Source organism: Anaeromonas gelatinilytica (genome assembly GCF_016820635.1).
In the GTDB taxonomy this organism is placed as follows: domain Bacteria; phylum Bacillota; class Clostridia; order Tissierellales; family SIT17; genus Anaeromonas; species Anaeromonas gelatinilytica.
The window spans coordinates 1-5,912 of the sequence record NZ_WSFU01000087.1; the positions used below are offsets into that span (position 1 = coordinate 1).

Annotated in this window: 6 protein-coding genes and 1 pseudogene; all 7 read right to left on the reverse strand. The window is 28.3% G+C overall.

Annotated features, from left to right (window positions below; all coding sequences use genetic code 11):
* Window positions 1-435: 435 nt before the first annotated feature.
* Window positions 436-909, reverse strand: coding sequence for a metallophosphoesterase (locus GOQ29_RS06915; RefSeq protein WP_203371917.1), 474 nt, complete (start codon window positions 907-909; stop codon window positions 436-438).
* Between the two features lies 1 nt (window position 910).
* A complete protein-coding gene (locus GOQ29_RS06920; RefSeq protein ID WP_203371918.1) occupies window positions 911-1,522 on the reverse strand; it encodes an XTP/dITP diphosphatase in 612 nt (203 codons plus the stop codon).
* Window position 1,523: 1 nt separating this feature from the next.
* Window positions 1,524-2,279: a ribonuclease PH gene (gene rph, locus GOQ29_RS06925; RefSeq protein ID WP_484477067.1), complete on the reverse strand. Its 756-nt coding sequence runs from the start codon at window positions 2,277-2,279 to the stop codon at window positions 1,524-1,526.
* A gap of 136 nt (window positions 2,280-2,415) precedes the next feature.
* A complete protein-coding gene (locus tag GOQ29_RS06930; RefSeq protein WP_207750662.1) occupies window positions 2,416-3,438 on the reverse strand; it encodes a GerMN domain-containing protein in 1,023 nt (340 codons plus the stop codon).
* 314 nt (window positions 3,439-3,752) lie between these two features.
* A complete protein-coding gene (locus tag GOQ29_RS06935; RefSeq protein ID WP_203371919.1) occupies window positions 3,753-4,727 on the reverse strand; it encodes an AIR synthase family protein in 975 nt (324 codons plus the stop codon).
* Between the two features lies 1 nt (window position 4,728).
* Window positions 4,729-5,322, reverse strand: coding sequence for a hypothetical protein (locus GOQ29_RS06940; protein WP_203371920.1), 594 nt, complete (start codon window positions 5,320-5,322; stop codon window positions 4,729-4,731).
* Window positions 5,323-5,650: 328 nt separating this feature from the next.
* Window positions 5,651-5,912 (reverse strand): annotated as a pseudogene (locus tag GOQ29_RS06945) (peptide ABC transporter substrate-binding protein); the annotation flags it as partial.

Consider the following 5,912-nt stretch of genomic DNA (forward strand, 5'->3'; position numbering starts at 1 on the left):
CTCGAACCCCCACGTCAATGACACTAGATCCTAAGTCTAGCGCGTCTGCCAAATTCCGCCACTTCCGCTAAATCAAAAAATTATATACACCTTTATCTAAGCACTATACGATTATAGCAAAGAACTATAAAGCTGTCAACATTTTTTGATTTATTTGTTATTTATTTTATACTAATCTTAATTTATTATTCATTTAAAGTGTTTTTTATAAAAAGTCGGATAAAAAGCGTATCCTCCTTCACTAGGGAAACCTAGTTTCCCTTTGACGGTGCGTAATACATGCACCTGAGCACCCTTCTAATACGGCAGAGGATTTCATCCCCTACAACCCCTTTTTTTATTGTCTTCCAATATTTTCCGCGACTATTAATCCTTGTATTCATAAATAGTCTAAAACTTTTATTAAATAAACTTTACCAGACAATAAAGAATATATTATATTTCTATTATTTCAGACTTTATATCATCATCAATAGATATAATTCCATAACTCTTTTTGCTACCACTTCTAGGACTTGATATACTTCCAGGATTAAATATTAAAATACCATCTTCAATAATATTAACTGGTTGATGAATATGACCAAAAATTATAATATCAACTTTTAATTCTCTTCCTCTATAATATAATTTATTTAATCCCCACTTTACTCTATAATCATGCCCATGAGTTATTAATATTTTTTTCCCTTTGATCTCTATTATTTCTTCTTCTGAAACATTATCTTCATTTATATCACAATTTCCTTTTACATTTATCATATATATATTAGTTTCCTTTTGAATTTTCTCTGCATCCTGCGTATAATCTCCTAAATGTATAAATAAATCTATATCTTCTATACTATTTAACACTTCAATACTTTTATCTATATTTCCATGAGTATCACTTATAATTCCTATTTTCATATTATTCATCCTTTAATATTTCTTCTAAACTATTTCTCAATTTTCTTAAGGCTTTAACTCTATGACTAATTTCATTTTTAATTTCTTCACCTAATTGAGAAAAAGTTCTATCGTATCCATCTACAATAAATAATGGGTCATATCCAAATCCCTTATCTCCTTTTGGTTCTAATGCTATTTTTCCTTTACATATACCTGTTAAAGTCTTTATCTTTTTATTCTCTAATACTATAGCTATAACTGTCCTAAACTCAGCTTGTCTATCTTCTAGTTTTATTCCTTTTAAATTTTTTAAAAGTTTTTTATTATTATCCAAATATGTAACATTCTCTCCTGCATACCTTGCAGAATAAATGCCCGGTTCACCACCTAACTTTTCAACAAAAAGCCCTGTATCATCAGCTAATACTACTCCCTCTATCTTTTGAGATATCTCTATAGCCTTTTTTATAGCATTCTCTTCTAAAGTATCCCCATCCTCTATTACCTCAAAATCCTCTAACCCTACTTCATTTTTTGAAACTACTTCTACTGGTAATCCTTTCAATATTTTTTTTATTTCCTCTATTTTATGCTCATTACCACTGGCAACTATAATTCTTCTTAATTTCATATTATTCTCCTTTTGTAATTATATTAGATACTTCACCTAATACATCTCTTTGAATTTTTATTAATTCTTTATTACCCTTTTCTGCTAAAATTAATAATTCATTTAAATGTTCTCTAGAAAATGGAGATTCCTCTCCTGTTCCTTGTATTTCTACAAATTCACCTTTGTCAGTCATTATAACATTCATATCCACTTTAGCATTAGAATCTTCAATATAGCATAAATCTAAAACTGCCTCATCATTTACAATTCCTACACTTATAGCAGATACAAAATGTTTAATTGGTATTGTAGAAATTATTTCTTCATCTTTAAGTTTCTTTAGTGCATCAACTAAAGCTACAAATGATCCAGTTATAGAAGCTGTTCTAGTTCCGCCATCTGCCTGAATTACATCACAATCTATCCAAATTGTTTTTTCACCTAATTTATCCAAATCTATTACTGATCTTAAAGCTCTCCCAATAAGTCTTTTTATTTCTTGAGTCCTACCATCTAATTTTCCCTTACTAGCTTCCCTTCTCTTTCTATCTTGAGTAGAACCAGGAAGCATTGAATATTCAGCAGTAATCCATCCTGTTTCTGTTCCTCTTAAAAAAGGTGGCACCCTATCTTCTATCATTGCCGTACATATTACCTTAGTATCTCCCATTTCTATAAGTACTGAGCCTTGAGGATGTTTAAGGTAATTTCTTATTATTTTAACATTTCTTAATTCATCATTTTTTCTTCCTTCTAATCTATTCAAATTCTTCACTCCTTATTTTTCTTCCTAATGTATATAATTATGATACCAAAGTTTCAATTTTATTACCAATAAAACAAACAAAAATAAAGTACATCTAAAAATTAGATATTCAAATCTAATTTTTAAAGATGTACTTTAATAGATCTTAATATTCATTTGCAAATGTGGGTATACTCTCAACTGGCGATATATCCATTTTAGCTTCTTTTAATGTTTCACCATTTATAAGTATCTCTAACTTTTCAATTTCATTAAATTGTTCTAAAGTCAAAGCTATATTTTTAGTCATTGAATCAAATGTTGACTGACTAGATATCTTCTCTTTACTACTCTCTGATAAATCTATAGTGACTATACCATCATTCAATTCTACTCCTTGTAATTCTACTCCTGCTGGAATATCTGTATATAATCCGCTAGATTCTGGAGCCCCATTAAATAATTCCTCTAAAGCTATTTTCATATCAGGACTTTGGCTAGCTACAGTTTCTGTAACTGGAACATAATACTCATATTCTCCATCAGTTGTACCCTTATAATATACTACAATCTTTGAATCCCCTTCATTACTATCTACAAGATTTATATCTCTTCTTTCTATGGGATCATTGATATCTGTTCCATATGTCATTGTTTCTTTTACTTCTCCATCTATCATAAATTGTACTTTAGATATTGTTGGAAATTCTGTCAAAGTATACACCAACCCATTTACTAAGACTACTTCCTCTACCTTATCCTCAGTATTTAGTATTTCCTTGGAAAAGTTCACTTTGCAAAGTCCGCTCTCTTCGTCAATTGACATGCCTAAAACCTCACTCCCTTCAGGTAGCAATGGTTCTAAACCTATTGAAGACATCTCTTTTTCATTGTCAGAACTTTTCACCATATAATTTAAAGTTTTTTGAGCAATTCCAGTTTCCCAAGATATACTTCTTTTTATTGGTACTAATAAATTTTCTTTGCTTTTATAATAAACTATAGTATCTCTACCATCTTCATCATCTTCTAATGTTATTTCTGTTGTTTCAGTATCTGATTCATTTGTATCTACACCTTCTTCTGATCCTGTTACCATTTCTTTCATTGCTTCTAATTTCCCGCATCCAGTTATCATTATTATTAAACTAATAAATACAAAAAGTAAAATGATTTTTTTTGATATCATCAGTTCCCCGTTGCCAAAAACTTATAGAACTCTATAAAACTTGTTTAATTCCCTATTTATAAGCTACTTTGGTCTGATATAGTAGTCTATGACTATATCACTTTCGCAATATATGGGATTCACAATAGCTATAAACACTCTACCACAAATTAAGTGCTTTATGTATTACGAATTTAAAATAAACTTATATAGAGTTTACTAAAGATTTTGCAACAGTTCCTCCCCTCCTTAGCTTGCTATATATTAATTATATTAAGCTAAGTAAGATACTATGAATAAATAAAGAAAAAATCATAAAAAGTTATTTCTTTGCATTATACTACTCTATATAGTTCATCACTTTCTGGAGGTAATACTTTTTCATTATCAGCGTAAATTCCTTCATCAATCACTTCTCCTATTATTTCACATTCTATATTTTCTTTGTTCAATTTATCTAATAATAAATCAGCCTTTTCATCATTAGTTATTATTACTAAACTCCCACTAGCTATTAATCTATATGGATTTATGTCTAAATAATCACATATTGTCTTTGTAGATTTTTCAATATTTATTTTTTCTTTATATATTTGTATACCCTTATTTATGGCATGAGAGGCTTCATGTATGGCTCCAAATATTCCACCCTCTGTTATGTCATGCATATATTCTACTCCTAGTTCTCCTGCAATCATACCTTCTTTAATTACACTTATTTTATTAATTAACCTTTTACCTTCTTCTATTAATTCTCTTGATATTTCTCCCTCTATTAGCTTGTCCTCTAAATCTTCTGCTATTATAGAGGTTCCTTCTATAGCTATACTCTTAGTTAATATTACTTTATATCCTTTTTTTATACTTTTAGGATCTAATAATTTAGATTTTAATTGTCTTCCTATAACTGTACTATTTATTACAATTTTATTTACTGCATCAGTTATTTCTGTATGACCTCCTATTATTTCTACATTCAGTTCTTTAGATGCACAAGAAGCATCTTTCATGATATTTTTAATATCTCCTTCTGTAGTTGTTTCAGGAGCTAATATAGTCAATAGTATACCTATAGGTTCTGCACCATTAGACGCCACATCATTACATGATATATGTATAGCTAATTTCCCTATATTGTTAAATGCACCTGTTATAGGATCTGTAGATACCACACATCCATATTTACCAAAGTCTATTACACCACAATCCTCTCCTATAGAACCTCTTGTTAACACATCTTTTCTCCTATTAGTCAATAAATCAAAAACTAAATTTTTTAATAAATCATTAGGTAATTTACCTATATCCACTTTACTTCCCCTCTTTCAAATATATATTTTCCAAATTTTTATATTCAATATATTTATGATCAGTTACTATTCCTATAGGTATTATATCTTCTGGTTTTATATCATGAAATACTAATACTTCACAGTCATAATCTTTATTTTTATCTAATCTTTTCATTAAGTTTTCTTTGAAACTCAATGAATTATTCCAATACTTTTTTATATTATTAATTCCTACCTTTTTTATGTAATCCTTCATAAAATCAAACTGAGTAATATCTTTAAGAATAAATGGTTCATAAATTTCATTAACTAAATTTTCATTAGCTACCCAGCAATAATCTTCATTTATTTTTATTCCAAGAATAACAGTATGAGAATGCCATTTATGTTCATTATTAAAATTCATACTTCCAAAGATTGTTTTCTGTCTAACTACCCATGAAGGTACATTCAATGATTTATACTTATTAATAAATCTATGAAATTCTAAGTATTTAGTTCTGTAACTTACTTTATCATCATATTTTATACCTTCTTCTAAAATTTTTTTAAGATCAATAATACTAGCTATATGATATATAATATTTGTCTCTGTATAATCTTTAAATATCAATTAAAATCACCCAATACATATTATTGGCAAAATAGATTCAATTAATTCTACTACAATATGATATCATAGGACAGATATCTTGTAATTATATTAATTTATTTGGGCAAACTATTCTATATTAAAATTAAATAAAATAGTTAACAAATTTCAAATGTGGAGGAGTATAAAATGACTATCAATTGTTCCGAAGAATGTATACATCAATCTGAAGGGCTATGTACTTTAAATCATATTATAAATTCCACTGGAATATCGAAAAAAAATTGTCCATATTTTAATTATAACAAAAGCAAAAAAAATTCCGATTAATTAATCGGAATTTTTTTAATTACTTTTCAATATAAGCTGTTTTCAATCCATCAGTAATTGCTAATGGAAGCCTTACTATTCCTTTAACCTTTGGATTCTTTAAATGCATAGCAACATCAAAATCTGTTGGAGCTATTGGTATTTCTTCCATTAGAATCTTTTCAGCTTCTAATAATGCTTCCATACGCTCATCACCTGTAGTTGTTTGAGCCTTTTTGATTAACTCATCATATTCTTCATTTGACCATAAAGCAGTATTTTGACTTCCACCCGTAACCCAC